This window comes from Pseudenhygromyxa sp. WMMC2535 (genome assembly GCF_011083025.2).
Genome location: NZ_JABJWV010000001.1, coordinates 6,979,973 through 7,006,807 on the forward strand (window position 1 = coordinate 6,979,973; position 26,835 = coordinate 7,006,807).

The 26,835-nt window shown below is 67.8% G+C and carries 27 protein-coding genes and 1 pseudogene; 17 read left to right on the plus strand and 11 right to left on the minus strand.

Going from position 1 to position 26,835, the window contains the following annotated elements:
- Nucleotides 1–40 precede the first annotated feature (40 nt).
- From G6O69_RS27115 to G6O69_RS27125, 3 genes are all read right to left on the minus strand, one after another.
- Nucleotides 41–1,198 (minus strand): site-specific integrase, encoded by a 1,158-nt coding sequence (locus G6O69_RS27115; protein ID WP_172306406.1) that lies wholly within the window; start codon nucleotides 1,196–1,198, stop codon nucleotides 41–43.
- Nucleotides 1,199–1,320: 122 nt separating this feature from the next.
- Nucleotides 1,321–1,533: a helix-turn-helix domain-containing protein gene (locus G6O69_RS27120; protein ID WP_172306407.1), complete on the minus strand. Its 213-nt coding sequence runs from the start codon at nucleotides 1,531–1,533 to the stop codon at nucleotides 1,321–1,323.
- Nucleotides 1,534–1,640: 107 nt separating this feature from the next.
- Nucleotides 1,641–2,159, minus strand: coding sequence for a Shedu immune nuclease family protein (locus G6O69_RS27125; RefSeq protein WP_172306408.1), 519 nt, complete (start codon nucleotides 2,157–2,159; stop codon nucleotides 1,641–1,643).
- Nucleotides 2,160–2,241: 82 nt separating this feature from the next.
- Here G6O69_RS27125 and G6O69_RS27130 point away from each other — a divergent pair, with 82 nt between their 5' ends.
- The 5 genes and pseudogenes from G6O69_RS27130 to G6O69_RS27150 all read left to right on the plus strand — a co-directional run bounded on the left by G6O69_RS27130 (nucleotide 2,242) and on the right by G6O69_RS27150 (nucleotide 6,419).
- Nucleotides 2,242–2,577 (plus strand): hypothetical protein, encoded by a 336-nt coding sequence (locus G6O69_RS27130; protein WP_172304585.1) that lies wholly within the window; start codon nucleotides 2,242–2,244, stop codon nucleotides 2,575–2,577.
- The gene (gene tnpB / locus G6O69_RS27135) at nucleotides 2,571–2,960 is read left to right on the plus strand and encodes an IS66 family insertion sequence element accessory protein TnpB (RefSeq protein WP_172304584.1); all 390 of its coding nucleotides are present in this window, start codon (nucleotides 2,571–2,573) and stop codon (nucleotides 2,958–2,960) included. The genes G6O69_RS27130 and tnpB overlap by 7 nt, the downstream gene beginning before the upstream one ends.
- A 616-nt stretch (nucleotides 2,961–3,576) precedes the next feature.
- A pseudogene (locus tag G6O69_RS40640) lies at nucleotides 3,577–3,726 on the plus strand (transposase); the annotation flags it as partial.
- 110 nt (nucleotides 3,727–3,836) lie between these two features.
- A complete protein-coding gene (locus G6O69_RS27145; protein WP_172306410.1) occupies nucleotides 3,837–5,093 on the plus strand; it encodes a hypothetical protein in 1,257 nt (418 codons plus the stop codon).
- Nucleotides 5,094–5,327: 234 nt separating this feature from the next.
- Nucleotides 5,328–6,419, plus strand: coding sequence for an alpha/beta hydrolase (locus G6O69_RS27150; protein WP_172306411.1), 1,092 nt, complete (start codon nucleotides 5,328–5,330; stop codon nucleotides 6,417–6,419).
- Nucleotides 6,420–6,526: 107 nt separating this feature from the next.
- Here the strand turns inward: G6O69_RS27150 and G6O69_RS27155 are convergent, their stop codons facing one another.
- Complete coding sequence (locus tag G6O69_RS27155; RefSeq protein WP_176397117.1) at nucleotides 6,527–7,099, minus strand: DUF4215 domain-containing protein; 573 nt, start codon at nucleotides 7,097–7,099, stop codon at nucleotides 6,527–6,529.
- A gap of 57 nt (nucleotides 7,100–7,156) precedes the next feature.
- On the minus strand, nucleotides 7,157–8,260 hold the full coding sequence (locus G6O69_RS27160) for a hypothetical protein (RefSeq protein ID WP_176397118.1): 1,104 nt from the start codon (nucleotides 8,258–8,260) through the stop codon (nucleotides 7,157–7,159).
- On the opposite strand from G6O69_RS27160, the gene G6O69_RS27165 reads away from it, so the two are divergent.
- Complete coding sequence (locus G6O69_RS27165) at nucleotides 8,253–9,860, plus strand: L,D-transpeptidase family protein (protein ID WP_172306414.1); 1,608 nt, start codon at nucleotides 8,253–8,255, stop codon at nucleotides 9,858–9,860. The two genes, G6O69_RS27160 and G6O69_RS27165, sit on opposite strands and share 8 nt — an antisense overlap.
- A gap of 4 nt (nucleotides 9,861–9,864) precedes the next feature.
- Here G6O69_RS27165 and G6O69_RS27170 read toward each other — a convergent pair whose 3' ends face one another.
- Nucleotides 9,865–10,005, minus strand: coding sequence for a hypothetical protein (locus G6O69_RS27170; RefSeq protein ID WP_176397119.1), 141 nt, complete (start codon nucleotides 10,003–10,005; stop codon nucleotides 9,865–9,867).
- 99 nt (nucleotides 10,006–10,104) lie between these two features.
- Between G6O69_RS27170 and G6O69_RS27175 the strand changes: the two genes are divergently transcribed.
- The 7 genes from G6O69_RS27175 to G6O69_RS27205 all read left to right on the plus strand — a co-directional run bounded on the left by G6O69_RS27175 (nucleotide 10,105) and on the right by G6O69_RS27205 (nucleotide 16,704).
- Nucleotides 10,105–10,599: a peptidylprolyl isomerase gene (locus G6O69_RS27175; RefSeq protein WP_172306415.1), complete on the plus strand. Its 495-nt coding sequence runs from the start codon at nucleotides 10,105–10,107 to the stop codon at nucleotides 10,597–10,599.
- A 279-nt stretch (nucleotides 10,600–10,878) separates the two neighbouring features.
- Complete coding sequence (locus G6O69_RS27180; RefSeq protein ID WP_172306416.1) at nucleotides 10,879–12,057, plus strand: acetyl-CoA C-acyltransferase; 1,179 nt, start codon at nucleotides 10,879–10,881, stop codon at nucleotides 12,055–12,057.
- Between the two features lie 37 nt (nucleotides 12,058–12,094).
- The gene (locus G6O69_RS27185) at nucleotides 12,095–12,949 is read left to right on the plus strand and encodes a 3-hydroxybutyryl-CoA dehydrogenase (protein ID WP_172306417.1); all 855 of its coding nucleotides are present in this window, start codon (nucleotides 12,095–12,097) and stop codon (nucleotides 12,947–12,949) included.
- A gap of 8 nt (nucleotides 12,950–12,957) precedes the next feature.
- A complete protein-coding gene (locus G6O69_RS27190) occupies nucleotides 12,958–13,758 on the plus strand; it encodes an enoyl-CoA hydratase-related protein (RefSeq protein WP_172306418.1) in 801 nt (266 codons plus the stop codon).
- 49 nt (nucleotides 13,759–13,807) lie between these two features.
- A complete protein-coding gene (locus G6O69_RS27195; RefSeq protein WP_172306419.1) occupies nucleotides 13,808–14,956 on the plus strand; it encodes an acyl-CoA dehydrogenase family protein in 1,149 nt (382 codons plus the stop codon).
- Nucleotides 14,957–14,983: 27 nt separating this feature from the next.
- The gene (locus G6O69_RS27200) at nucleotides 14,984–15,544 is read left to right on the plus strand and encodes a hypothetical protein (RefSeq protein WP_172306420.1); all 561 of its coding nucleotides are present in this window, start codon (nucleotides 14,984–14,986) and stop codon (nucleotides 15,542–15,544) included.
- 8 nt (nucleotides 15,545–15,552) lie between these two features.
- Entirely contained in the window at nucleotides 15,553–16,704 is a 1,152-nt protein-coding gene (locus tag G6O69_RS27205) for an acyl-CoA dehydrogenase family protein (RefSeq protein ID WP_172306421.1), read from the plus strand.
- 101 nt (nucleotides 16,705–16,805) lie between these two features.
- On the opposite strand, the gene G6O69_RS42385 is transcribed toward G6O69_RS27205, so the two are convergent.
- Complete coding sequence (locus G6O69_RS42385) at nucleotides 16,806–18,266, minus strand: OmpA family protein (protein ID WP_176397120.1); 1,461 nt, start codon at nucleotides 18,264–18,266, stop codon at nucleotides 16,806–16,808.
- Entirely contained in the window at nucleotides 18,205–18,696 is a 492-nt protein-coding gene (locus G6O69_RS27215; RefSeq protein WP_172306423.1) for a hypothetical protein, read from the minus strand. The genes G6O69_RS42385 and G6O69_RS27215 overlap by 62 nt, the downstream gene beginning before the upstream one ends.
- A gap of 89 nt (nucleotides 18,697–18,785) precedes the next feature.
- Here G6O69_RS27215 and uvrA point away from each other — a divergent pair, with 89 nt between their 5' ends.
- The 3 genes from uvrA (at nucleotide 18,786) to G6O69_RS27230 (ending at nucleotide 23,812) form a co-directional block, all read left to right on the plus strand.
- Nucleotides 18,786–21,947 carry an excinuclease ABC subunit UvrA gene (gene uvrA / locus G6O69_RS27220; protein ID WP_217909918.1) on the plus strand — a complete coding sequence of 1,054 codons (3,162 nt, stop codon included), beginning with the start codon at nucleotides 18,786–18,788 and terminating at the stop codon, nucleotides 21,945–21,947.
- A 48-nt stretch (nucleotides 21,948–21,995) separates the two neighbouring features.
- Complete coding sequence (locus G6O69_RS27225; protein ID WP_176397121.1) at nucleotides 21,996–22,676, plus strand: flavin reductase family protein; 681 nt, start codon at nucleotides 21,996–21,998, stop codon at nucleotides 22,674–22,676.
- A 122-nt stretch (nucleotides 22,677–22,798) separates the two neighbouring features.
- Complete coding sequence (locus G6O69_RS27230; protein ID WP_346017088.1) at nucleotides 22,799–23,812, plus strand: hydroxymethylglutaryl-CoA lyase; 1,014 nt, start codon at nucleotides 22,799–22,801, stop codon at nucleotides 23,810–23,812.
- 192 nt (nucleotides 23,813–24,004) lie between these two features.
- Here the strand turns inward: G6O69_RS27230 and G6O69_RS27235 are convergent, their stop codons facing one another.
- Nucleotides 24,005–24,436, minus strand: coding sequence for a hypothetical protein (locus G6O69_RS27235; RefSeq protein WP_172306426.1), 432 nt, complete (start codon nucleotides 24,434–24,436; stop codon nucleotides 24,005–24,007).
- Nucleotides 24,437–24,485: 49 nt separating this feature from the next.
- Between G6O69_RS27235 and G6O69_RS27240 the strand changes: the two genes are divergently transcribed.
- On the plus strand, nucleotides 24,486–24,989 hold the full coding sequence (locus tag G6O69_RS27240) for a hypothetical protein (RefSeq protein ID WP_172306427.1): 504 nt from the start codon (nucleotides 24,486–24,488) through the stop codon (nucleotides 24,987–24,989).
- A gap of 74 nt (nucleotides 24,990–25,063) precedes the next feature.
- Here G6O69_RS27240 and G6O69_RS27245 read toward each other — a convergent pair whose 3' ends face one another.
- Both G6O69_RS27245 and G6O69_RS27250 read right to left on the minus strand, forming a co-directional pair.
- The gene (locus G6O69_RS27245; protein WP_172306428.1) at nucleotides 25,064–25,840 is read right to left on the minus strand and encodes a hypothetical protein; all 777 of its coding nucleotides are present in this window, start codon (nucleotides 25,838–25,840) and stop codon (nucleotides 25,064–25,066) included.
- Entirely contained in the window at nucleotides 25,837–26,514 is a 678-nt protein-coding gene (locus G6O69_RS27250; RefSeq protein WP_172306429.1) for an RNA polymerase sigma factor, read from the minus strand. Before G6O69_RS27250 ends, G6O69_RS27245 begins: the two co-directional genes overlap by 4 nt.
- Between the last annotated feature and the right edge of the window lie 321 nt (nucleotides 26,515–26,835).

The window sequence follows — 26,835 nt, forward strand, 5'->3', positions numbered from 1 at the left end:
AGAATGTCTCCAAAATAAGGGGACGTTTGGAGAGCGGGCGCTACTCGTTGGAGCTTCGCGCCGGGGTCGGCGGTGGCTCCTCGAGTGCCCTTATCGCCCGGTCGAGTGCGGCCGGGGACAGGTGCATGTAGCGTTGCGTCGTCGACAGGTTCACGTGGCCGGCGAGCTCCTGGATCGCGCGCGCAGGGACGCCGCGCATGGCGAGGTGACTGCAGAAGCTGTGCCTTAACGTATGCGGCCCCTTGTCGGGCAAGCTGGCGATCCGCTGGGCGGCGTGGAGCCACTTCTCGATCACCTTGGCTGTCGCAGTCTGGCCGTCGTCTCGGACGAGCACGCGTGAACCTCGAAGGTGGCGGTGAGCCTGGAGCGCTGCACACAAGCGCGAGGTCATCGGGATCACGCGGATCTTGTTGCCCTTGGGCAGACCCACGTGACCCTTCCACTCGGCTTGATCGATCGTCAGCTGGCGCCGACGAAAGTCCACCCTGGTCCACTCGAGGGCCATGATCTCGCCGCGGCGTAGACCGGCCTCGCCTCCGAGGAGGACGACCAGCAGCGCACGATCATCGTGCTTGCCGGCCGCGGTGACCAGGCGCTCGAAGTCCTCGAAGTCGTAGAACACGACGCGAGGCTGCGTGACCTTGAGCAGCCGGATCTTGACCGGGTGCTCGGCGATCACGTCCCACTCGACGGCGCACTTGAGGAGCGTGTTGAGCACCGTCAGCGTGTTGTTGACGGTTTTGTTGCTCAGCTCGCTCATCTTGGCCTTGAGCAGCTGGACGTCCTCCTGGACGAGCTCGTCCAGGCGGGTGTCTCCGAACGCGGGGATCAGGTGGTTGCGCAGGATCGATTCCTTCGAGTCGATCGAGCTGGGTTTCTCGCGGTTGGCTCGGGCGTAGCCCTCGATGTAGCGGGGGGCGAACGCGGCGAGCGTCGGGACCTCCGTGGCGGGTTGGCCCTGCGGTTGGGTGTTGGACGTGGGCGCCGAGGGCCGCTGGCGCTTGGGTCGCGGGGTTGGTTTGGAATCGGGCCCGTGTTTGATGAGGTGACGCTCGCGCTCGCGGCCCCAGCGGAGGGAGCCTGACTTGGACGCCACGGGCGATTTGACGCGCCTGCGGAGGGTTTGTCCGTTGTCGAGGGTGAGCACGATGTCGACCTCCCAGCCGCCTCGGCGGTAGGGCCTGACTTTCACGGTCATTGCTTGCTTCGCTTGCTCGCAACACCGCACGTCTTCGGGCCCAGTCTAACAGGTGGGGCCCGAGGGGGCGAGGGTGGTCGGTTCGTTGGGGTTTGGAGGGGGGTTGCTGACCTGAAGGTGGGTCAGTGGGCGAGGCGTTGGTCCTCGAGCCAGGCGAGGAGGTCGTCTCGGTGGAAGCGGATGCGGCGGCCGATCTTGGTCACGCCGGGGATCTCGCCGCGGTCGACCATGCAGTAGACGGCTTTGCGGCTTACACGGAGGAGTTCGGCGACCTCGTCTGCGCGTAGGAGATAGGGAAGCGCCGCTCCATCATGCGGCTCTGGTCGCCCATTCACTTGGATGAACCTGGCAGAAAAACGTACCTGTTACAAGCCAGCCTATCGGCTTGCAACTACCCACACCCCTCTACCGTGCCTAGACCCATCATGCACACAACTATATATTAAGATGGACCTCGATCCCCATCTACCCCTGTCGGAACAGCAATGAACCTAGCCCGCTCGTATAACTCATCAAACGTTATGATTTCAGGGTTATTTAGGCTCCGTCGATACAGCTCGAACGCACGTATCTTAGCGGGATGACCCTTCCCCTCTCGACGAAACTCCGAGAGAGAGCCGCAAACGACAAGCGATTTCGGTGCAATGGCGTACAGAATCTCGCCTGTCTCGACGCCGTCCTCTCCTACAGGCGCAAACCTCTCCTTCACCTGAACTGTGGCCTTCTGAGTCGTTATCTGAATCTGCGCCACCGCGCCCGTCAATTCGCGTGAAGGCGAGTAGACATCGCTCCGGCCGCCGTACTCACGCTTCTCCAAAAGAGCCGTGTCATGCCTTTTTATTTCAACAAAGCAGAGCGAGTTGATAACGCCAAGAGTCTTGAGTAGTGCGTCGACCCGCTTCCCTCCCCCTGTTGCCACTGACCTTCCCGCAACAACCTGCTCAAGCTTCTTGCCACTCAACCCCCTGGTTGCATGAGATGAGGAGTAAGCGGTCAGTGAACTGCATCTGCCGCCAGAGCAGAGCCCAGGCCACGATCGGGGGATGCGTAGCACCCCCACGAACCTGGCCAAGATCCTCGACAAACGCCGCTGGACGCGAGCAGAGGCGGCCGCAGTGGTCTCGCACTGGCGTCGCAGCGGCCAGCGTCAGCGGGACTTCTGCGATGACCACGACCTCGACGTCCAGCGCCTCGCTCGCTGGGCGAAGCTTCTGCCTGCGAGTCCCGCCTTTGCCGAGGTCGTCGTGGCCGGTGGCCAACACGAGTCGAAGACCTCGACCATCGTCATCGAACTCGGCGATGCACGGGTCCTCGTCGATGCCGACGTCGACGACGCCCACCTCGCCCGAGTGCTGCGCGTCGTGGGGTCGACGTGCTGAGCCTGCCGCCGACGGTGCGCATCTTCGTGGCGCTCGAGCCCGTGGATCTGCGCAAGGGCTTCGACGGCCTCGCCAACGTCGCCCGCACAGTACTCGCCGAGAACCCGCTGTCGGGTCACCTCTTCGTCTTCCTCAACCGTCGCGGCAACCGGGCGAAGATCCTGTTTTGGGATCGCTCGGGCTGGTGCATCTACTACAAGCGCCTCGAGCGAGGTCGCTTTCGTCTGCGGCGACGCAGCGAGCTCGGTGAGGGCAAGGTCGAGCTCGAGGCCGCGGAGCTCTTGCTGATCCTCGAAGGCATCGATCTCGAGGGCGCGCGTCGACAACCTCGCTGGCAGGCGAAGAAGTCGACGAGTCGCGCTTGCACGACAGCCACTTCGTGACTATCCCCAAGAGGTGGGCAAGGGCGACGACCTCAACCTCGACATCGTCCGCGAGCGACTGGTCGAGCGACTCGCCAAGGGCGAGCACGAGGCGCTCGTCGTCGAGGTGCTGGCCTTGCTCGAGACCCTGGGGCGACGGACCGCGAACCTGGAATTCGAGCTCATGCGCCTGCGCAAGTCGGCGCAGGGACGCAAGTCGGAGCGGCTCGACGCGGACCAGCTCGACCTCTTTCTCCGGCTCGTCGCCAAGGAAGACAAGGCGCCCGAGGGAGACGAAGAGGGAGAAAGTGAAGACGGGGCCGAGGCTGCGGCGCCCTACGACGGCCGGATCGATGCCGAACTCGACAGGGCCTCGGAGGAAGAAATCGAGGCCGCGGACCAATGTGACGACCCACCGAGCGCTGAAGCGGAGCCCGAGGCCCCGAAGACGCGAGGACGCCGACGTCCTCCCGAACACCTACCAGTCGAGAAGCGGATCATCGAGCCCGATCTGTCGGACTACGAAGGACGCGAGATGGTCTGCATCGGCAGCGTGGACGCGCACACCCTCGACTGGCGACCCGGCCACTTCATCCACGTCCACACCGAGCGCCGCAAGTACGCGCCGCGTGACGGTGACGGTCCGGTGGTCATCGCTCCACCGCCACCGCAGGTGATCATCCGCGGCCTGGCGGAGGCCGGGCTTCTCGCCCACGTGATCGTCAGCAAGTACGGTGACCACCTCCCGCTGAATCGACTGGTGAAGATCTTCGCGCGGGCAGGAGTGAAGGACTCATCTGTGAACCACATTACGGTCACTGGCTAGCATGTGTTGCGTGTAGATGTCGGCCTCGGATCGTGGTTGCAATCCACGACCTATATTGGTACAGTAGTAAAATGAGCGACGACAGCAAGACTCACGGCCAGTTCGTGTTCTACAACGGCGAGGAGCGAACCATTCTAAACGATGAGCACTTTATAGATCAGGAGCTACCCTTTGTAATTTTTGTGGATGCGAACGGAGTAGAGTCCGCTGTTCCCTGGACCGCGATCGGAGCTGTCGCCAGCGTTCTGAGTTTCATGTTTGATCGATTTGAGGCAGACGGCGGCGATCGCCAGTGGGGATTAGTCCTAAAACGCCTAAGTCGAATTGAGAAAAAACTCATCGATATCCTTGAGGAGATCAAAGGGCTTAAACCCTACATATCACGTCGAGTTTCAGAAGAGCGGGAGCGCCAAGATGCAACCGCACTAGTGGCGTCGATCAAGAGTTACCTTCGAAGCTACCCCGGCTTTCACGATGAGGAATGGACGAAAGACCGCACACACCATCTCTTGCAGTCCCTCGATAACACTGCGTATATGGTTGAGCAAAATGGACTTCAGTATGTGACGCTTATGGCGAAAGCCCTTATGACTCACCATGATCTTTTTTTCTTCAACAAGACCCCACTGGCAGCCAGGAAAACGGTATTTGAAGCCTATGTCGATTATTTTAAGTTTTCCGTTAATGGCAAACCTGGCTCTCTAGACAAGCGTCTTGCTGAAGTTAAGTCCGACCTTGTCCGCATTAAGTCAGCAATACAAAAGAAACACCGCGAACTGAAGCCGGGGACTCGCCAGGTTAGTGTCTGGCGTGGCTTCGGCTGGACGAGTGGTCGATGCTCCTACGCTTCAACGGTCTCTTGCTATGCCCTGGTACGGCGTGTACCAGGGCACTCGTTTTTTCTCGAAACACCAAAAGACAAATTCTACGCGATTGGCTCCAGCCCCAGCAGGGATTGCGAGAGGCCTGACCGCGACCATAGGCTACAGACTGAGACTGAGACTGAAATTGAGGTAGTGGAAAAGATGGCTTTCAGTGCCGAGCCTTTTGCTATTCGAGGCCAATGGACTGCGGCGAGTGGCTCTCACTGCCACGGGCCTATGAGTGGCAGGTGTTCAACGCTGTTTGGTGATCATTTTGAACCCTTTGAGCGACATGTTGCAAGTTGGAATAAGCAGATGACGCGACTTTATCAGGAGCAAGCAGAACTCACGATGAAAGAAGATAGTCTGCAAAAACTTGTGAACGTCGCAAAGAAAAGCCTTGAGTTTGCTAAACGCTGGAGGCAAGACCCCGAGCAAGATCCTCCAAAAAAACCCGAGCCCTAGCCAACGCCACCGTCTCCAAATCGTCTCCAAAACCAGGGCGGATCCCCGAGGACTCTCGAGGACTCCCGAGGACTTCCCGTCTCCAAAATTCCCAAACGATCCCGCCCACCTACACCAAAAAGACGTACGATCTCGCGGGGTTGGAGTGCGACGCCGACAGGGTTTGTGCCCGAGCGCGCAACGAACCCCGAATCGTCACCTGGGGCCACGGCCGCCGGCTGTCAGACTGAGGGGGTGAAGCACTCCCAACATCGCCTCCATGCCGCCTCACTGGTGACCCTCGCTGCGCTGGCCTGTGCCTCGTGTGTCGAGCCTGCCGACGATGACGACGCCCTCACGCTGCGCTGCGGTCATGTCCCCCTGACCATTGGAGCCGACGGCACGCCAGGGATCATGCTCGAGGACGTCGCGCTGCGGCCGGGCGTCAGCGTGGACATCTTCGTCAACGTCTACGGCGACCTCGACGCCAAGCACTGCCAGATCGCCTTTCATGGCGGCGTGTTCGCGGCGGCCTCGTGGCGACCTTACGCCGAGGCCCTGGGCGGCTGCGTGCTCGCGCCCGACATGCCCCTGCGTGGCAACAGCGGCGTGCCCGAGGGCGCGCAGTTTGGGGACCTCGATCTCTTCGACTACGTCACCGCCATGGAGCAGATCCTCTCGCGGCTCGACGCCATGGACGTCGAGCCCAAGACCATCCTCGGCCACAGCATGGGCGGGACCTTGGTGCAGATGCTCCAGCAGCGCCTCGTCGACGAGGGCAGCAGCCTCGAGCAGCGCTACGACATCGACGAGGCCATCTTGGTGGCCTCCGACCTCCCGGCCGAGGTGCCCTGGGCGCTGGGGGATAGCGGCGACTTGAGCGGGCTGCTCGCGGCCTACGCCGTCGACGACCCCGTGCACGGCATGCTCTTCGAGATCCCCGTGTCGCTGTGGCCGGCCTTCTACTTCACGGACACGCAGGGCGGGGTCGTGCCCAACGCCCCGAGCGCGGCGGAGATCGAGGCCGCCGGCTTCAACGCCCTGGGCGAGCCGCTACGCGCGATCGAGCAGCTCAACGGCACGGGGGACTACAGCGGGCGACCCTCGGCGAGCGCGGGGCTCTTCGTCGACGACACTCGGCTGCGGGTCGTCGCCTACCAGGAGGACGTCTACGTCCAGCTGGGGGAGAGCGAGGTGCTCTATCAGCACCTCAGCGGTGACACGGGCTCGAGCTGCTTCGTGCCGGTCTACGGGGCCGAGGCGATCCACGTCTATCAGTTCACCCACCCGCAGGAGCTCGTCGACGCGATCGCGGGGGCGCAGGGATGTAGCTACGCGACGGATTGAGGCGTCCTCACGCCTCACGCCCCTAAACACCCTGCCGGCGCCGCTCGCCAGGCAAAGGGCCGGCAGGGGCCGGGAGGCAAGATGGCGTGCCGGTGTCGTCTCTGCCTTCAGGCGGGGGTGGAGGAGAAGGTGCAGTCGTTGTCGCAGCCGTCGTCGTCGATCATGTTGCCGTCGTCGCACTGCTCCTCGCCCTCGACCACGCCATTGCCACATACTGGTTCTTCGCTGCTGTCTTCCTCGAGGCAGTCTTCCTCTTCGCAGGAGTCTTCGCTGTCGCCAGAGTCTTCGCTGGAGCCGGAGTCCTCGGTGGAGCCAGAGTCCTCGGTGGAGCCAGAGTCCTCGATGGTGCCAGAGTCCTCGATGGTGCCCGCGCCCTCTTCGGAGCTGGACTCCTCTTCGGAGCTGGACTCCTCTTCAGAGCCAGAGCTCTCCTCGGAGCCAGAGTCTTCGGTCACCTCCGTGGCGTCGGAGCTGGTCTCGGCGCCCTCAGTCCCGCTCTCGCTGTCGCCGTCGCTGGTCTCCTCGGGCCCCGAGCTCTCGCTGGTCTCGGTCTCATCACCAGCGACGCATCTATGCGGGAAGAGCTCGCAGTGAGCAGCCGTGCAGGCCCACGTGGGCGCGGTGAGGAGCACCGCCAGAAGAGGAGGGAAGGTCAGTGGAGTCTTGCCGTGTTGCCACATGCCCGCCATCTTCGAGGATCTCGACGGACAGCGGGGAGCCCGAGTTGGGCCGTTTGGTCAGCTCCCAAAGTAGAGGCTCGTCGAGAGCCCGAGCAGGATCGTGTTCACGAAGGGCTGGCCCTTGGCCGCCGGCGTCGCGCCCAGCCAGCCGAGCTCGGGACCGATGGCCCAGCCGCCGCCGCGATCGGGCCGCTTGCGCTCGGCCAGGGGGAAGAACTCGTAGCGCAGCGAGCCCTTGAAGCTCGCGCCGCCAAAGCCCGAGCGGTCTTCGGCGCCTGCCTCGCGGATCGTCCCGCCGCCAAAGCCAAAGCCCACGCGGATCGACAGCGGCCTGTGGAGTTTGTGCAGGGGCATGAAGCCGAGCTCGACGAGGAGCGAGCCGCCGACGAGGCGCTGGCGTGGGCGCTGGGAGACCAGGCCGACCTGACCGCCGACGGCGATGCCGACGCTCATCCACGGGAACACGGCGTCGCCGGCCTGCACGAACACGCCGCCGCCGCCAAAGGGGGAGGGGGTGTCGAGGTTGAGGACCGAGGCGAAGCTCACGCTGCCAAAGGCGACGCCGCCGACGTAGGGGCCGTCGATCCGCGGCGGGCGGATGACCGCTGGATCCGGGTCTTCTTCGGGAGGCGGCGCCTCGGGCTCGAAGGTCTCGTCCTCGACGCTGGCTTGATCGTCGTCGACTTCGTCGACTTCGGCGACTTCGGCGACTTCGGCCTCGGGGTCTGGGTCCGCGCTGACGTCGTCGATGGCCCCGAGGTCTCCGTCGCTGGCGTCGGGGTTCGCCGGATCGCCATCTGCCGCGGGCGCAGGGGTCTCGGGGGCTGAACTGTCTGCGTCGGCCGAGTCCGCTTCTGGGGCTGCCTCGGGCGCGTCTGGGTCGTCGAGCGCTTCGGGCTGGGCCGCGGGGCTCGGGGCCGCGAGGGCGTCTGCGCTGACCAGCGAGCCGAGCGCGAGGCTCAACCCGATGCTCAGCGTCGTGATCGTCAGCCTTCGGCTCGGCGCAGGGACCGCAAAGGTCACGCAGCGAGGATGGACCGAAGCGAGGAAGGGGCGCAAGCCCTGGCCGCGGAATGCACCCCACAGCCCGTGCGTCCTCGCACCGGCTTGCCGGCGCACGGACCCGTGACTATGGTCGGCGGCCCGAGGCGGCATGGACACCCAGCGAGCACTGGAGATCTTCGGCGGCTTCCTGATCGGCGCAGGCGTGACGGTCGCGGGCTATGAGCTCGCGGGCCCCCGTGCGCCGGCATCACAGGAGGTCGCGGCGAGTGAGGACGAAGAAGCGGGCGACGAGGCGACCCTGGCTCAGGCCGGGGCTACGCCCGAGAAGACCCGCGGGCCCGCGGTCGAGGAGATGGCGGCGGCCGGCGCCAAGCAGCGCGCGGCCGAGGACGCAGAGGTCGGCGCGCCCACGGGGCCCTTCGCCCCGGACGCGGACGGCCACTACAGCGAGTTCACCAAGGCCTACTACGACCCCGTCGCGTTCACCGACGAGCACGAGGCCGAGTTCCCCAAGCACGGCCTGGTCACGGCGGGCGCGGTGATCGTCCGCGAGCGGGCGGATCTCGAGTCGAACCGCATCGGCATGCTGCGCGCAGGCACCCGGGTCCGGGTCGACGCCGAGCGCTCCTTTGGCGGGGGCTGCTCGAGCGGCTGGCACGAGATCTTTCCCGAGGGCTGGATCTGCGTGGGCGCGGGCCTCGAGGTCAGCGACACGCCCCCGGACGACGGGACCATCGACATCGCGCAGCCCAACGTGGGGGAGTCCATGCCCCTCGATTACTGGCGCGTCAATCACGATGGGACGCCCTTCTTTCACCGCCTGCCCAGCTACACCGAGCAAGATCAGGCCGACGCCGCGGCCAACGCCTGGCTGGCCGCGCACGGGCGCGAGCCGATGCCCACGGATCGCTCGCAGCGACCCGACGACGTGCCCGCGGTGGTCAAGGAGTACCTCAACGCTGGCTACTACGTGACGGTCACCTCGGAGCACGTCCACGCCAAGCGTCACTTCCTCAAGACCAACCGCGGCGTCTACGTGCGCAAGTACCAGCTGGGCAAGAAGGACGGCTCGGACTTCCGCGGTCAGGTGCTCGGCCCGGAGCAGAACCTGCCGGTGTACTTCATCGTCCGCGAGCTCGAGCTCATGTCTCGCGTGGGCGACAGCGGCCTGCTCGAGAGCACGGGGGTCAAGCCCGAGCGCCGGACCACGCACCCCTTCTCGCGCAAGGTCCGAATCGGCGACTACGACTACTACGAGGACGACGAGGGCAACCTGATGCGCGCCTACGCCGTGGCCGCGGCCGAGAAGATCAAGCGCCCCACGGGCCTGAGCGCCGACGAGCGCTGGATCCACGTCGATCTCTCCGAGCAGACCCTGGTCGCCTACATCGGCGACACCCCGGTGTTCGCGACGATCGTGTCCACGGGCAAGGAGCCCGGCATGACCCCAGTCGGGGTTCACCGGGTGCAGAGCAAGTTCATCGTCACCTCCATGCGCGATCAGCCCGTGGAGGAGGAGGCCTACTCCATCGAGGACGTGCCCTGGACGCAGTACTTCTCCAACAGCGTCGCGCTCCACGGCGCCTTTTGGCACGGGGGCTTTGGCCTGGTCCGAAGTCACGGCTGCGTGAACCTCTCGCCGGCCGACGCGCGCTGGCTCTTCGGCTTCACGGAGCCCAAGCTGCCCGAGGGGTGGGCGGCGGCCATGCCCGGCGTGATGGGGGCCGAGCCCAGCGCCGTGGTCGTCACCGAGTAGGCGATCACGCCGCGCGCCGGCGAGCGCGAACAGCCGAGCGCGGTCCAGCCTGTGGATCTGGCTCGCCGATCTCGCTGCGGACTCGAGCGAGGACGAGGCGGACGAGGGCCGCGCAGGAGCTCCCCTGCGCGGGGCTGGAGCCCATTTCGGTGCCAATGGTGACGCGCGGGCAGGTGAGGGCAAAGACGCTTTTTGCCGCCCCCGGCCCTAGCTTCGCGGCGACTCGGGCGCCTACACTGTCGATGTGAAGATCGAGCAAGGCACCGTCGCAACGATCAGCTACGACATCACCACGGCAGAAGGTGAGATCGTCGAGAGCTCGGACATCTCCGGACCCATCGCGATCCTCGTTGGCAGCCAGTCGTTGATCCCCGGCCTCGACAAGCACCTCGTCGGCCTCGAGGCGGGCGCCGAGGAGACCTTCGAGATCCCGCCGGAGGAGGCCTTCGGCACCGAGGACGACGCGCCGACCAACGTCATGGCGCGCAGCGAGTTCCCCGAGGACACCAAGTTCGAGGTCGGCTCGAAGTTCGTCGCCAAGATGCCCAACGGCCAACCGCTGCACCTCGCCGTCCGCGAGGTCACCGATGAGAGCGTGACCGTGGCGATGATCCACCCGCTGGCGGGCAAGACGATCAACATGGGCGTGAAGGTCGTCAGCGTGCGCGCGGCGACGGGCAAGGAGAAGGAGGCCGGCAAGGCCATGACCTCTCCGCCGCCGCCTCCGCCCAAGAAGTGATCGCCGCGGCAGCGTTCAGCCTTGGCGACAGGTGCGTCGGGGTGGTGCAATCCATCTCGACGCCGAGCCATTGCTCGCAGGGTTTGGCGGGCGTGTTTGCGCGAGTGCTCCTCACGGAGCGTTCGCGCAAACGCACGTCTACACCCCTCAAAACCCCCTTTGAAGCCCGTCGGCCCCGTGGTAACCCGCACATGGCCGTGCCCCGGGGCGCTCCCGCGCCGCTCACCTCCGTGGTGCTCCGACGCTGCTCGGGGGCTCGCCAGGAGAGGTGAGTATCCAATGTCCCGCGAAGTCGTCATCGTCAGCGCCGCCCGCACTCCCATCGGTAGCTTCCAGGGCTCCTTGGCCCCGCTCAAAGGCACCCAGCTAGGCTCCATCGCCATCGCCGCCGCCCTCGAGCGCGCGAAGGTCGAGGGCAAGGACATCGACGAGGTCCTCATGGGCATGGTGCTCCCCGCCGGCGCCGGTCAGGCCCCCGCGCGTCAGGCCGCCAAGGGCGCAGGCCTGCCCGACTCCGTGGGCGCGGTCACCCTCAACAAGGTGTGCGGCTCGGGCCTCAAGGCCGTGATGCTCGCGGCCCAGGCCATCAAGGCCGGCGACGGCGAGGTCTTCGTGGCCGGCGGCATGGAGTCGATGTCGAACGTGCCCTACCTGCTGCCCGGCGCGCGCACGGGCCTGCGCATGTTCAACAAGGAGCTCGTCGACGGCATGGTCTACGACGGGCTGTGGGACCCCTACAACGACTTCCACATGGGCAACGCCGGGGAGCTGTGCGCCGAGGAGTGCGGGATCGACCGCGAGCGCCAGGACGAGTTCGCCGCCGACAGCTACCGCCGCGCGCAAAACTCGATCAAGGAGGGCTTCTTCGCCGAGGAGATCGTCCCCGTCGAGGTCCCCCAGCGCAAGGGGGATCCGGTCGTCGTCGAGGACGACGAGGAGCCCTTCCGCGGCAACATCGAGAAGCTGCCCAAGCTGCGCGCGGCCTTCAAGAAGGACGGGACCGTGACCGCCGGCAACGCGCCCGCGATCAACGACGGCGCCGCGGCCTTGGTGGTCATGTCCAAGGAACAGGCCGACGCCCGCGGGCTCACCCCCCTGGCCACGATCACCGGCTACGCCGGCCACGCTCAGGCCCCCGAGTGGTTCACCACCGCCCCGGCCGGCGCGATGAAGACCCTGCTCGACAAGACCGGCAAGTCCGTCGCCGACGTCGATCTTTGGGAGATCAACGAGGCCTTCTCGGTGGTCGCCCTGGCCAACCAAGACAAGCTCTCGATCCCCGGCGAGCGCATCAACGTGCGCGGCGGCGCGGTCGCCCTCGGCCACCCGATCGGCTGCTCGGGCGCGCGCATCCTCGTCACGCTGCTCTACGCCATGAAGCAGCTCGACAAGAAGTGCGGTGTCGCGTCGCTGTGCCTCGGCGGCGGTGAGGCCGTGGCCCTGATGGTCGAGCGCTGAGCCGGCGACACGCACGAATCCCCCCAGAGAACACCCCATGAGCATTCAGACCATCGCAGTGTTGGGCGCCGGCCAGATGGGCGGCGGCATCGCCCAGGTCGCCGCACAGGCCGGCTACCAGGTCCTCCTCGCCGACGTCGATCTCGCCCGCGCCGAGGCCGGCAAGGCCGGGATCGACAAGTTCATGAGCAAGGCCGTGGCCAAGGGCAAGCTGGCCGAGGCCGACAAGCAGGCCGCGCTCGAGCGCATCACCTGCGTCGACGGCATCCCCGGCCTGGCCAAGGCCGACTTCGCCATCGAGGCGGCGACCGAGAACATCGAGCTCAAGAAGAAGCTCTTTCGCCAGCTCGACGAGGTCCTCGGGCCCGACGCGATCCTCGCGACCAACACCTCGTCGATCTCGATCACGATGATCGGCGCGCAGACCAGCCGCCCGACCAAGGTCGTCGGCATGCACTTCATGAACCCGGTGCCGATCATGAAGCTGGTCGAGCTGATCCGCGGCCTGCCCACGGACGACGCCACCTACGAGGCGACCCGCGCGCTGGCCGAGAAGCTCGGCAAGACGGTGATCACCTCCAAGGACTCGCCGGGCTTCATCGTCAACCGCATCCTGATCCCGCTGATCAACGAGGCCTGCTTCGCGCTCCAGGAGGGCCTGGGCTCGGCCGAGGACATCGACACGGGCATCAAGCTCGGCCTCAACCACCCCATGGGCCCGCTGGCCCTCGCCGATCTGATCGGCCTCGACACCTGCCTGGCGATCGCCGACGTGCTCCACCGCGAGCTCGGCGACGACAAGTACCGGGCGGCCAACGTGCTGCGCATGCACGTGGCCGCGGGCTGGCTCGGCCGCAAGGTCGGGCGGGGCTTTTACGACTACAGCAAGTGAGCGCAGCCATGGCTGAATTCGAGACCCTGAAGATCGAAGACCGCGGCGCCGCGCGGATCATCACCGTCGACCGCCCCAAGGCGCTCAACGCCCTCAACCCCCAGGTGATCGCCGAGCTGTCCCGGGCGATCGAGGCCCTGAGCCAGGCGCTCGAGGCCGGCGACCGCTCGGTGCGTGGCGTGATCATCACCGGCGGCGGCGACAAGGCCTTCGTGGCCGGAGCCGACATCGCCGCCATGGTCGACATGGACCGCGACGCGGCCATGACCTTCGCCAGCCAGGGCCACGCCGTGGGCGAGATGCTCGCCAACCTCGGCGTCCCGGTGATCGCGGCCGTCAACGGCTTCGCCCTCGGCGGCGGCTGCGAGCTCGCGCTGGCCTGTGACTTCATCATCGCCAGCGAGAAGGCCAAGTTCGGCCAGCCCGAGGTCAAGCTCGGGGTCATCCCCGGCTTCGGCGGGACCCAGCGCCTGAGCCGGCGCGTGGGCGTGGCCCGGGCCATCGAGCTGTGCGTCAGCGGCGAGATGATCCGCGCCGACGAGGCCCTGCGCATCGGCCTGGTCAACCGCGTGGTCGCCCCCGAGGCGCTCCTCGACACCTGCCTGGGCATCGTCGCGACCGTGGCCCAGATGGGCCCGCTGGCCGTCGCCGAGGCCAAACGCGTGGTCCACCAGGGCGCCGAGCTGCCCCTGGCGGCCGCCAACCAGCTCGAGGTCGAGGCCTTCGCCGGGCTGTTCGACAGCGCGGATCAGAGCGAGGGCATGCGCGCCTTCCTCGACAAGCGCTCGGCCGAGTTCGAGGGCGAGTAGCCCGCAGCAAGCAGCCCGCATCAAGCAGCAAGCAGGAGCCATCAAGATCATGGATTTCGAGTTCAGCGAAGAGCACGAGGCGGTCCGTCGCACGGCCCGAGAGTTTGCCCAGCGCAGCGTGGCGCCGATCGCCGCGGAGATCGACAAGCAGGCGCGCTTCCCCAAGGAGCTCGTCGAGGAGCTCGGCGAGCTCGGCTTCATGGGCATCGAGGTCGAGCCCGAGTACGGCGGCTCCGGCTTCGATCCGATCGCCTACGTGATCGCCATGGAGGAGATCTGCGCGGTCTGTGCCTCGACCGGCGTGATCATGTCGGTCAACAACTCGCTGGTCTGCGACCCGCTGCGCAAGTGGGCGAGCGAGGAGCAAAAGCAGCGCTGGCTCGAGCCCCTGGCCACCGGTGAGAAGCTGGGCTGCTTCATGCTCAGCGAGCCCGAGGCCGGCTCCGACGCCGCGGCGCAGAAGACCGTGGCCGAGCCCAAGGGCGAGGGCTTCGTGATCAACGGGGTCAAGAACTGGATCACCAACGGCCCGCAGGCGGACACCGGCATCTTGATGTGCATGACCGACAAGGCCAAGGGCCACCGCGGGATCTCGGCCTTCATCATCGACATGAACGGCGAGGGGGTCAGCCGCGGGCCCAAGGACGACAAGCTGGGCATCCGCGCCAGCCACTCGTGCCAGATCTTCTTCACCGATCACTACGTCGGCCCCGAGCGGCTGATCGGCGAGGTCGGCCAGGGCTTCAAGGTCGCGATGAGCACCCTCGACTGCGGACGCATCGGCATCGCCGCCCAGGCCCTGGGCATCGCCCGCGGAGCCTTCGAGGCCGCGGCGCGCTACGCCACCGAGCGCAAGACCTTCGGCAAGGCGATCGCCGACCACCAGGCGATCAGCTTCATGCTCGCCGACATGGCCATGGAGATCGACGCCGCCCGGCTGCTGACCTACCGCGCCGCCGCGCTCAAGGCCGCGGGCAAGCGCCACAGCACCGAGTCCGCGATGTGCAAGCTGATGGCCTCGGAGGTCGCCAACAAGGTCGCCAAGAACGGCGTGCAGATCTTCGGCGGCAACGGCTACGTCAGCGAGTATCCGGCCGAGCGCTTCTATCGCGACGCCAAGATCACCGAGATCTACGAGGGCACCAGCGAGACTCAGCGCGTGGTGATAGCCTCGAACCTCATCCGGGCGCTGGGCTGAACGCGACCCGCCTACAGGAGCAAGCAGATGCGCATGAACTTCACCCTCCCCACGAGCCTCGCCGTCCTCGGGCTGCTGGCCACCAGCGTCAACGCGACCGGCTGCGCGAACCGCAAGAAGCCCACCAACGAGGACCTGCTCGCCGAGTACTCGGGCGACAAGTACTCCCAGGACATGGTCGCGGCGGACTACGAGACCGTCGAGGATCAGGGCGACTCGATCGACCCGCGCACCCAGGCGTCGATCCAGGACGCGATCAGCACCGTGTGGGTCACGGACTTCGAGAACTGCCTCGAAAAAGAGATGTCGCGCCTCGAGAACCGCTGGCTCGCCGGCGAGTTCTCGATCGAGTTCACCATCGAGCCCTCGGGCATGGTCAGCGCGGCCACGGTGCTCGAGCACGACATCATGGAGCGGCGGACGCCAAACGCCGAGGGTGAGTACGTGAGCGAGGGCGGGGCCGAGCCGCGCAAGGCCGAGGAGTTCGCGTCTTGTGTGGAGGAGAAGGCCTACAAGTGGGAATTCGATCCCGCGCCCGAGGTGACCTACACCCACACCTACAACGGCAGCGTCGGCGAGGCCTGGTAGCCGAGTTCATGGAATTCGAGCTCAACGAGACCCAGGAGATGATCCGCAACACCGCTCGGCAGTTCGCCGAGCGGACCCTCGCCCCGGCGGCGGCCGAGCTCGATCGTGAGCACCGCTTCCCCCGGGCTGCGCTGGCCGAGGCCGCGGAGCTCGGGCTCCTGGGCATCAACGTGCCCGCGGAGTACGGCGGGGTCGAGGCCGGGGCGGTGGCCTACAGCCTCGCGGTCACCGAGCTCGCGCGGGCCTGCGCGGCGACGACCGTGGCGCTGTGCGTGTCCAACATGGTCGCCGAGGTCGTCACGGCCTTCGGCAATTCGGATCAGCGCAGCGAGCACGTCGAGAAGCTGTGCAGCGGCGACTACGTCGTCGGCGGCTTCGCCCTGTCCGAGGCCGGGGCCGGCAGCGATCCGGGCGGCATGGCCACGCGAGCGCGCAAGACCGACAAGGGCTGGGTCATCGACGGCTCCAAGCTGTGGATCACCTCGGGCACCGACGCCGGGCTGTTCGTGGTCTGGGCGCGGACCAGCGACGCCCCGGGCACCAAGGGCGTGTCTTGCTTCCTGGTCCCCGGCGACGCCCCGGGGCTGACGGCGGGCAAGCCCGAGGAGAAGCTCGGCCAGCGCGGCAGCCCGACCACGGCGCTCGAGTTCTCGGGCGTCGAGGTCGGCGACGAGGCCCTGCTCGGCGAGCTCGAGCGCGGCTTCCCGATCGCGATGATGGCCCTCGACGGCGGGCGCGTGGGGATCGCCAGCTTGGCCCTGGGCGTGGGCCTGGCGGCCAGCGAGTTCGCCAACCGCTACGCCACGGAGCGCAAGCAGTTCGGCCGGCCGATCGCCTCCTTCCAGGCCCTCCAGTGGTACATGGCCGACAGCGCCACGGAGCTGTCCGCGGCCCGCCTGCTGGCCCTGCGCGCCGCCTGGCTCAAGGAGCAGGGCAAGCCCTTCACCCGCGAGGCCTCCATGGCCAAGCTCTTCGCCAGCGAGCGCGCGTTCACGGCCTGCAACCGCGCGCTGCAGATGCTCGGCGGCTACGGCTACACCGCCGACTTCCCGATCGAGCGCTACCTCCGGGACGTGCGCGTGACGATGATCTACGAGGGGACCAGCGAGATTCAGCGCCTGGTCATCGGCCGCGACGTCGTCCGCCAGTTCGGGAGCTGAGGCCCAGGCCGCGCCCGGACGGCCGCGACCCGTCACGATTTGCCACGAAGAAGGGCGAGCTCGCGTGCCGAGTTCGCCCTTTTCGATCGTGCGCGGCGCGGTCAGTGGGTGAGGATCTTGACCTCGATGCGCCGGTTGTTGGCCCGGCCCTCGCTGGTGTCGTTGGTGTCGATCGGCTCGTTGGGCCCGGCCCCGCGCGTCTCGATCCGCGCCTCGTCGATGCCAGCCTCGACCAGGTAGTTGCGCACGGACTCGGCCCGGCGCTGGGAGAGGTCCATGTTGTGCTCGTAGCCGCCGCGCGAGTCGGTGTGTCCGCTGATCTCGATGTGGACCTGGGGGAACTTCTCGAGCGTCTCGACGGCCGCGTCCAGGATCGGCTTGGAGTCGCGCTTGATGATGTCCTTATCGGTGTCGAAGTTGATGCCCTCGAGGATGCCGGCCAAGCTCGCGAACTCCTCGGGCACGACGTCGGGGCAGCCGTCGTCGTCGTCGTAGCCGTTGCGGGTCTCGGGTTGGTCGGGGCAGGCGTCGTCCTCGTCGGGGATCGCGTCCTTGTCGGCGTCGGGCGGGCAGCCCGTGGGCGCGGGCCCGGGCTCGCGCGGGCACATGTCGTCGCGGTCGGGGATGCCGTCGCCGTCGCGGTCGCGCAGCGGGCGGTCCTCGTGGCGGTTGAGGGTCACGGACAGGCCGAGGAGGATCTCGGGGCTGTGGGTCACGCCCTCGCCGACGCCGATCTTGTTGGTCAGGTTGTCGCGCAGATCGAGGCGCAGGAGCAGCCAGTAGTTGATGAAGAACTTGAGGCCGGCGCCGAAGTGGACCGCGATGTCGGCCTCGCTGCCCACGGCGTCGCGGGGGCTGGCCACGCCGATCGCCCCGGCGCCGGCGACGACGAAGGGGGTCAGCCGCCACAGGCCGATCTGCCCGACGAGGTGGCCGCGGGCGTGCCACATCTGGGCGGAGCCGCCCTCGCGCAGCTTGCCGAACATCGCCCCGCCCTCGGCTTCGACGCCAAAGTGACGCAGGGGATAAAAGCCCGCGCGCAGGCCGATGTCGGGGGCGACGAGGCTGAACTGCTTGCGGCCCTGGTCGGGGAGCGCGAGGTCGGGCTCGAAGAGCTCGATGATCGGCGAGGGGAAGAACACGCCGCCGTAGATGCCGAGCTCGAGCATCATCGGCTCGGGGGGAAATTTGTCGATCCAGCGCTGGCCCTCGGCGTCGGTGTTGGCTTCGGCGTTGGATCCCTCGCCCAGGGAGATCGAGGCCGTGGTGCTCACGCCGGCCTCACCGCCATCGTCCGCGCTCGCGGGCTCCTCGGCCTGCGCTGGGTTGGCGGCGAGGAGGACGAAGGCGAAGGCGGCGAGGGCAGGGGCGATGGGGCAGGGGAGACGCGAGGCGGTCACGGTGGTGCTCTCGAGGGGTCCGAAGAGTATAGGCCGCTCGTGGGGGCCTGCGGGATCCCGCGAGCGCACAGCGAGGCGCTCGCCCAAGGGGTGGCCGCGGCTACAGGCCCAACGCACGCAGCAGGGCGCGCTGGCGTCCGCCGGTGGCCAGCGGAGGCTCACGCCCTGCGAGGGCAGCGATGAACGCCCGGTCGACGCGCTCGGGGTCGTCCTCGAGTGTCGAGGCCTCGAGCATCAGGGCCAGGGCCCGCCCCTCGCTGCGCCGGGCCGCGGGCTCGTCCCCGCGGGCGGCGAGGAGCTCCGCGCGGGCGGCGAGTAGCCGGGCATAAGCGCAGATGCGCTGGGGCGGGCGGAGGATCCGGGCGGCCGTGCGGGGGTCGACCATGGCGACGTGGCTGTGCTCGTAGCGTGACTCGAGCAGCGCCTCGAGCTCGGCCTCGACCGCCGCGGCTTCGGCTTCGGTCTCGGCTCGAAGGGCCGCGGTCTCGGCGTCGGCCGCTCGTCCATCGACGAGCAGGGCGACCTTGCGCGCCATGTCTGCGATCTCCTCGATCTGGGCGAGCAACCAGTCATGACGGGCTTCGAGACTCACGCAGCCAAACTAGCAACCGCTGCGTGAAATCTGCCGAACCCAGCCCTGTGGCTTGCACTGAACGAAGACTCAGTTATCCTCCGCCCGCCATGCCCAGCGACCGTGCTGCCTCTTCTCGCGCCTCTACCCGCAAACGCGCCGCCGGTGAGAGCGCCCAATCCCGGCCGGCAGGCGGGGCCAGGAAGAAGACCGCCAAGAAGAAGTCGGCGACCAAGAAGAAGTCGACGACCAAGAAGAAGTCGACGACCAAGAAGAAGTCGACGACCAAGAAGAAGTCGACGGCCAAGAAGAAGTCGGCGACCAAGAAGCAGTCGACGACCAAGAAGAAGTCGACGACCAAGAAGCAGTCGACGCAGGTGGCACCGAAGGCCGCGCAGCCCCGGCGCAGCCCCGCTCAGGAGCCCGACTGGATCGAGGTCCGCGGCGCCGCCGAGCACAACCTCAAGATCGAGGCCCTGCGCGTGCCCAAGCGCGAGCTGGTGGTGTTCACGGGGGTCAGCGGATCAGGCAAGTCGAGCCTGGCCTTCGACACGCTCTACGCCGAGGGCCAGCGCCGCTACATCGAGAGCCTCTCGTCCTACGCGCGCCAGTTCCTCGGTCAGCTCGAGCGCCCCAAGGTCGAGCACCTCACGGGGCTGTCGCCGACCATCGCCATCGAGCAGAAGGCGGCGTCCTCCAACCCGCGGTCCACGGTCGGGACGATCACCGAGATCTACGACTACCTGCGCGTGCTCTTCGCCCGAGTCGGCGTCCAGCACTGCCATATCTGCGGCAACCCGGTCCAGTCCCAGACCGCCGAGCAGATCGTCGGCGAGCTGCTCAACCTGCCCGAGGACAGCAAGGCCACGCTCATGGCCCCGCTGGTGGTCCACCGCAAGGGGGAGTTCCGCGAGCTCTTCGAGGAGCTGCGCGGGCGCGGCTTCGTGCGCGTGAAGGTCGACGGCGAGCTCTACCGCCTCGAGGAGCCGCCCAAGCTCGACAAGAAATTCAAGCACTCGATCAGCCTGGTCGTCGACCGCATCAAGGTCCGCAAGCAGGACCGCATGCGGATCACCGAGAGCGTCGAGCTGGCGCTGCGCGAGGGCAAGGGCGAGCTCGAGGTCATCGCCGATCTCGCGCCCTCCGAGGGTGGGGCAGGGGAGGGCGAGCGCGTCGAGATGGCCTTCTCGCAGGACCGCACCTGCTGCGGCCACGCCTTCCCCGAGCTCAGCCCGCAGAGCTTCTCGTTCAACTCGCCTTTGGGCATGTGCCCCGACTGCAACGGCCTGGGCACGCGCATGGAGGTCGACCCGGAGCTGGTGGTCCCCGATCCCAGCTTGTCGATCCGCGACGGCGCCATCGCCCCGTGGTCTTCGGCCGCCGACCGCGAGTCGGGCTGGACGTGGCGGATCATCGAGGCCCTGTCCGAGACCTACGACGTCGACCTCGACAAGCCGTGGAACAAGCTCGGCAAGCGCAAGCGCGGGCTGGTGCTCTACGGATCCCAGGGCAAGCGCCTGCGGGTCAAGTGGGGCAGCGAAGACGACGGGGGCAGCCACGGCGAGTGGGGCATGCGCTTCGAGGGGGTGATCCACAGCCTCGAGCGCCGCTACGCCCAGACCGCCTCGGAGTCAGCGCGCGAGCACTACGGCAAGTACTTCAGGGAGCAGTCCTGCGAGAGCTGCGGCGGCCGGCGCCTGCGCGAGGAGAGCCTCGGGGTGCGCATCCGCGGCTGCAACATCTCCGAGGTCACGTCGATGACCGTGGGCGACGCCCAGGCCTGGGTCGCCGAGCTCGAGCTGACCGGCGCCCAGAAGATCATCGCCGAGGGGGCGCTGCGCGAGATCGTCGGCCGGCTCGGCTTCTTGCTCAACGTCGGCCTCGACTACCTGACCCTCGATCGCTCGGGGCCCACGCTCTCCGGCGGTGAGGCCCAGCGCATCCGCCTGGCCAGCCAGCTGGGATCGGAGCTCTCGGGGGTCATGTACGTCCTCGACGAGCCGAGCATCGGCCTGCACCAGCGCGACAACCAGCGGCTGATCGCCACGCTCCAGCGCCTGCGCGACCTCGGCAACACGGTGCTCGTGGTCGAGCACGACGAGGACACGATCCGCGCGGCCGATCACGTGGTCGACTTTGGCCCCGGGGCTGGGCACCTCGGCGGCGAGGTCGTCTACTCGGGCTCGGCGACCGGCCTGGCGCGCTGCAAGGACTCGATCACCGGCCAGTACCTCTCGGGCAAGCGGCGCATCGAGGTCCCCGCGCAGCGCCGCGAGGCGAAGGGCGAGATCTGGGTGCGCGGGGCCGCCGAGCACAACCTCCACGAGATCGACGTGTGCTTCCCCCTCGGCCAGCTCGTGGCCGTGACCGGGGTCAGCGGCGCGGGCAAGAGCTCGCTGGTCAACGGGATCTTGCTCCCGGCGCTCTCGCGCAAGCTCCACGACTCGAGCGCGCGCGTCGGCAGCCACCGGAGCATCGACGGGCTCGACGCCCTCGACAAGGTCATCGCCATCGACCAGCGCCCGATCGGTCGCACGCCGCGGTCCAACCCGGGCACCTACACCAAGGCCTTCGACGAGATCCGCTCGATCTTCGCGCAGCTGCCCGAGTCGCGGGCGCGCGGCTGGAAGGCCGGGCGCTTCTCCTTCAACGTGAAGGGCGGGCGCTGTGAGGCCTGCTCCGGCGACGGCGTGGTCAAGGTCGAGATGCACTTCCTGGCCGACGTCTACGTGCCCTGCGAGGTCTGTGGCGGCAAGCGCTACAACCAGCAGACCCTGGCGGTGCGCTACCGCGGGCACACGATCACCGAGGTCCTCGATCTGAGCATCGACGAGTGTGCCGAGCTCTTCGCCAACCACCGCAAGCTGTCGCGGATCCTGAGGACGCTCCAGGACGTGGGCCTGGGCTACATGAAGATCGGCCAGACGGCGACGACCATGTCGGGCGGCGAGGCCCAGCGCGTCAAGCTCAGCCGCGAGCTCGGCAAGGTCCAGACCGGGCGCACGCTCTACGTCCTCGACGAGCCGACCACGGGGCTGCACTTCGAGGACATCGCTCGGCTGCTCGGGGTGCTCCAGCGCCTCGTCGAGGCCGGCAACACGGTGGTCGTGATCGAGCACAACCTCGACGTGATCAAGTGCGCCGACTGGGTCATCGACCTCGGCCCCGAGGGGGGCGCGGGCGGCGGTCTGCTGGTCGCCGAGGGCACCCCCGAGGAGCTCGCCGAGGTCGAGGCCTCGCACACGGGCCAGTTCTTGCGAGACGTGCTCTGAGTCTCTTGGGGCCCGCGTCGCGCTGACGGCGGGGAGAATTCCTGGTAGATGGCTCGGCACGCGCCCATGACCGACGAGAGCCGCCAGGAACCCGCCGAGGAGCTGTCCGCGTCCGAGCTGCGCGCCCGGGACTGCTACCGGCTGATGACCGATCTGGTCGCGCCGCGGCCGATCGCCTGGGTGTCCACGCTGAGCGCCGACGGCCGGGGCAACCTCGCGCCCTTCTCCTACTACCAGGCGGTGTGCTCGCTGCCCCCGACCATCGTGATCAGCGTGGGCTGGCTGGGGGACGGGCGCCCCAAGGACACCCTGGCCAACATCCTCGAGACCCGAGAGCTGACGATCAGCCATGTCAGCGAGCCCTTCGCCGAGGCGATGAACGCGACCTCGGCGAGCCTGCCCCGGGGCGAGAGCGAGTGGGCGCGCTACGACATCGCGGCCAGCCCCGCCCACAGCGTGGCGCCCCCGCGGGTGGCGGGGGCCATCGCGGGCCTCGAGTGCCGCTTGACCCAGGCCATCCCCCTGGGCCAGACCGCCAGGGGGACCCCCTCGTCGACCTTGCTGATCGCCGAGGTCCAGCACTTTTGGGTCGCCGCCGGGCTGCTCCAACGCGACGAGCGGGGGAGCTTGTTGCCCATGGATCCGGCCGCCCTGGCTGCCCTGAGCCGCCTCGGCGGGGTCGCCTACGCGCCGGTCCGCGAGGTCCTCGAGCTCGAGCGCCCATCGTGACCCGACACACGCGCTCCGGCCCATCTCCCGACCACGAAACCCCCGAGACCCATTCGCAGTACACTTCGAAGGCGACCGTGAACGAAGCAGGACCGCAACCGACGAATCGAGCCCCGGAAGGGGTGCAGCCAGCGGCCGAATCGTCCGAGGGGCGAGGCGGCGAAGCTGGCGCAGCGCCCAGCGACGGGCGGTGGTCAGGCCACATGTTCGAGGCGCTGCCCGAGCACGTCGACGTCTACGAGGTCGGGCCGCGCGACGGCCTGCAAAACGAGAAGACCGTGCTCTCGGTCGAGACCAAGCTGGCGATGATCGAGGGCCTCGTCGACGCCGGCGTGCGGCGCATCGAGATCACCAGCTTCGTCAACCCGCGCTGGATCCCGGCCCTGGCCGATCACATGGAGCTGGCCACTCGCCTCCAGCGTCGCGAGGACGTGCGCTACAGCGCCCTGGTCCCGAACATGCGCGGCCTCGACTCGGCCTCGCGCGCGGGCATGGACGAGGTAGCGATCTTCTTGGCGGCGAGCGAGAGCCACAACCGCAAGAACATCAACAAGACCACGCGCAAGGCGATCGAGACCTACGAAGAGGTCGTGCGCGAGGCCCTCGACCGCGGCATGAAGGTGCGCGGCTACGTCTCTTGCGTCTACGGCTGCCCCTACGAGGGCCAGGTGCCCTACGAGAACGTCGAGTGGGTGTCCAAGATGCTGCTCGAGCTCGGGGTCTACGAGCTCAGCTTGGGCGACACCATCGGCGTGGGCACGCCTCGGCAGGTCGCCACGATCCTCCGCGGGCTGATCGACTCGGGCGTGCGCCGCGATCAGATGGCCGTGCACTTCCACGACACCCGGGGCACGGCCCTGGCCAACGTGACCGTGGCCCTCCAGCTCGGGATCCCGACCGTCGACAGCTCGCTGGGCGGCCTCGGTGGCTGCCCCTACGCTCCGGGGGCCTCGGGCAACGTGGCCACGGAGGACGTGGTCTTCCTGCTCGACGGCATGGGTGTGGACACGGGCATCGACCTCGGGGCGCTGCCGCGGATCTCCACGGACATCGCCACCAAGCTCGGCCACGAGCTGCCGAGCAAGTACCTCAAGGCCCACGTGGCGTCTTGCGCCAACCGTGGCGTCCCCGTCTGATCCCGATCCCGTACCCGTGTCCGTGGGCTCCTAGGAGCCCGTGGTGGAACCCAGCGCGGCTCCTGGCGCCGGGTTTTTCGTCGAGGGCGCGAAGCCAAAACGCCGCTGTACCGGGCGTACTGCCAGTTTTGGCGACAAAGCCCTCGGCGAAAAGACCAAGCGAGGTGTCGTGTTGGGTTTCACCACGGGCTCCTAGGAGTCCTCGACGCTCCCGCGGCGGACGACGCAGCGGGGGTCGCAGTCCGGGCCGTTGGGCTCGATGAGCTCGTCGACGTTCAGGGCCACGAGGGCGTTGGGGATCACGGCCTCTTCGGTGGACAGGGGGACCACGGCCACGTTCATGGTGGTGGTCGTGTCGGCGAGCTCGCCGGTGATCACGAAGCCGCCGGCGTCGCAGTCGAGCCAGTCGGGGAGCGGCTCGGCGTCGGGGCTGTTGGCCAGGCAGGTCACGGTGACGCTGGTGCCCCCCGGGTTGATGGTCAGCTCGTAGGGCTCGTTGACGACGACCTCGCCGTAGTCGACCTCCAGGGTCGAGTCACAGTCGATCTCGGTGCACTGCGTCCCGCCGCAGCCGAGGTTGGCGATGAGCGCGAGCAGGGTGCAGCTGAGGAGTAGGTGGCGCATCGTTCGTAGCTCTACCACGCGGTGGTCCGCAGGCGGCTATACTCCCGCCGTGTTCCGCCCCTGGTTGCGAGTCGCACGTCCGGACGACTGGACGGGGACCCTGGCGCGCTTCGGCCTGTGGCCGGTGTACTTCGTCGCCATGCTGATCGTGGCCATCGGGCGGATCCCCCCGTCTTGGTGGGTCATCGGCGCGGGCATCGAGGTCCTGACCCGGGCGATCCTCGCCTTGGTGGTCCTGTACCTCCTGAGCTGGCTGCGCGCCTTCGCCTACACCTTGCTGCCGCGGGCGGTGATCCTCTTTGGCAGGCGGCTGTGGTTTCGCCACCGCGGCCACCGGATCCGCGTGCGGACCTCGGCGATCACGACCATCGACGTGGAGGAGCGGCCCATGCCGGACGGCGAGGTCTTCATCATCGAGCTCGATGATGGCGGGGTCTACGATCTGTGCCCCGTGGACTGGGAGGGGTCGCAGCGGATCTACGCGGTCGTGGCCCGCCGGGTCAGGCGAGCCAAGCTCCGGGCGCGTCGGCGAGCCGAGCGGACGGCGCGCTGAGCCGCGATTGTGTCGGGCCGAGCCCGAGGGCGTGTCGGGCCCGAGGGCGTGTCGGGCCCGAGGGCGTGTCGGGCTCACGGATCGTCGGGTTCGTCGGACTCGGGTAGCTCGACCTCGGACAGCTCGGCGTCCGAGAGATCGACCGCGGACAGCTCGGCGTCGGAAAGCTCGGCGGAGTTCGCGGCCGCCCTCGCGCCAAGCTCGGCGTCGCGCTGCTTGCCGGCGCGCCTGCGAACCAGCGCGCCCACCCCCGAGGTCGCGGCCATCAGCAGCAGGGCCACACCCAGATGGCTGTGGAGGATGTGACTGGTCTCGTCCATGGGGCAGTGCCAGGTCACGGCCGACAGCGCGGTCAGGCTGACGCCAGCGGCGATCCAAAACACCGCCGAGGCGCTCCTGCGCTGGAGGAAGGCCCCGCTGAACAGGCCCATGAGCATCACGAGCAGGGCGTAGGCGGTCAGCATCATCCCGCAGCCGGTCAAGGTGCAGTCGTCGCCGAGGCTGAACTCGCCGGGCAGGCCCAGGGTCGCCAGGGGGGTGAGCCCAACCACGACGGCAGCCAGGGCCACGCGGGCGCCGCGGCTGGGGAAGATCAGCCCGAGACCGATGGCCGGGAAGACCAGCAGGCACATCAGCCAGATCAGGGCCTGCACGAGCAGCTTCCACCACGGCTGATCGAAGAGGTCGGGGCGCAGGCCGACGAGCAGCAGGCCGCCGACGACGGCGATCAGGATGACCCCCAAGGCGGGCAGGAAGTGGCGCCGGCGCTCCCGCTGAAGCGAGTCGAGATCCGCGAGGATCAGCTTGGCCGCGTCGATGCCCGAGCGCGAGGCGGAGGGCGACTCGCTCACGACGGCCCTCCTCCCCAGTGGGAGGCGATCGTGTGCAGGAGCTCGAGGGCGCGTTGCATGTCCGGGCTGAATTCGAGGTTGTGGGCACTGGCAGGGGCGTGCAAGCCCAAGAAGGCCGGTGTGCCCGCGCCAAGGATGCGCGCGAGGGTCTTGTAGCCGCGGTGGGCTCGCACCCTGGCGGCCCCCTCGCGGATCTGCAGGCGCTCGGCGACCTCGGCCATGCTCATCCCGCGCAGCTTGTGGAGCTCGACGACCTCGCGCTGGCCCTGGGGGAGGGCGGCGATCGCCTCGCGGACGCGGGCGACGATCTCCTCGGCGCGCTCTCGCTCACCGATGGCCTCTTCGATGGTGCCGGTGTCGTCGGGGAGCTCTGCGTTGGGGCTGGCCTCGAGATCGACTCGGCGGCGCTCCCGGCGACCACGCTGGCGGAGGTGATCCAGGGCGACGTTGCGGGCGATGGCGAAGTACCAGCCCTGAACGGATCCATCGGGATCGTCTCCACGCAGGGTGAAGCGCTCCCGAGCCAGGTGGGCCTTGAGGAAGGTCAGCTGGATCAGATCGTCCACCGTCGCGTCGTCGCGCACGAGCTTCATCAAGAAGCCTCGCAAGCGTGGGCTGAGGGCGCCGTGGAGCGCCGAGAAGGCCTGTGGATCGCCGTCTACGTAGCGATCCATCCATTCGTACAGGCCCTTGGTTTGCGTCGCTCGATTCACGCGGCCTGCACCCTTGGCTACGGCCCCCCGGGCGTCGATGTTTCGCACGCGCTCGCGGTTTCGCACGCGCTCGCGCGCCCCCGCAACCCCGGGCGCCGGAGCGCCGCCTGGCGTGACTTTGATCGCTTCGCGCGCCCGGCGTGGTCGCCCCGAGAGCGGCCCTGAGCCTGCGCTGAACGGGCTTGCGGGCGTCCGGTGCTTGTGATACCGATGCGCCACAAGCTCCTAACTCGACGGAGAGCGGGGGATCACCTCCGCTCTCTTTTTGTCTCGATTGGCAAA